The following is a 507-nucleotide window of genomic DNA, read 5'->3' as shown; positions in this document are numbered from 1 at the left end:
GCCCACCACCACCGGCCGAGTCAACGATGGCAGCGCTAAAGTGGGCGAACCATATGCATCCACCACTGCCCGAGGCCAAAGCGGATACGGCTGAGAAAAGTCGGCGGCCAGTCTCTCACTCGAGTTGAAGAGTGCCATCCCCCATGACCCTGCTAACGCTTCCGTAAAGCCAAATGCCCAAATGTCGATTGGGTATTGAACCGTATCGAATCCATCTGCATCACCAAGTGCGCCGCAAAACATCTCAATATCCCAAACACCAGAAGAAATCTCGTTGATACTGACCACGCCAACGTTTCGATTTAGCGGCAAGTCCATGGCAATTAAGAACGGCACTCGGCTGTTGATGCGATATAACGAATTTCCGCATCGTTTCGGATTTGGCCTGCCTTGATCAGCTCTTCCACTTGGCTGTGTTAGGCTCAATAAGGCAGGCCGCCCCAAGCAGTGCAGCAAATTCGCATTGCTGCTAACTGTCAACTCGTTCACCCCATTAAATGTTTGCAG

The 507-nt window shown here is 52.1% G+C and carries 1 protein-coding gene; it reads right to left on the bottom strand.

The features are described from left to right. A partial coding sequence (locus K0F85_RS28355; protein WP_219119136.1) for a hypothetical protein occupies positions 1 to 507 on the bottom strand: 507 nt, incomplete at both ends.

Source organism: Janthinobacterium sp. UMAB-56, assembly GCF_900095265.1.
In the GTDB taxonomy this organism is placed as follows: domain Bacteria; phylum Pseudomonadota; class Gammaproteobacteria; order Burkholderiales; family Burkholderiaceae_D; genus Janthinobacterium.
Note: the sequence above shows the minus strand (reverse complement) of the source record. Positions and strands in the feature narration are given on the sequence as shown.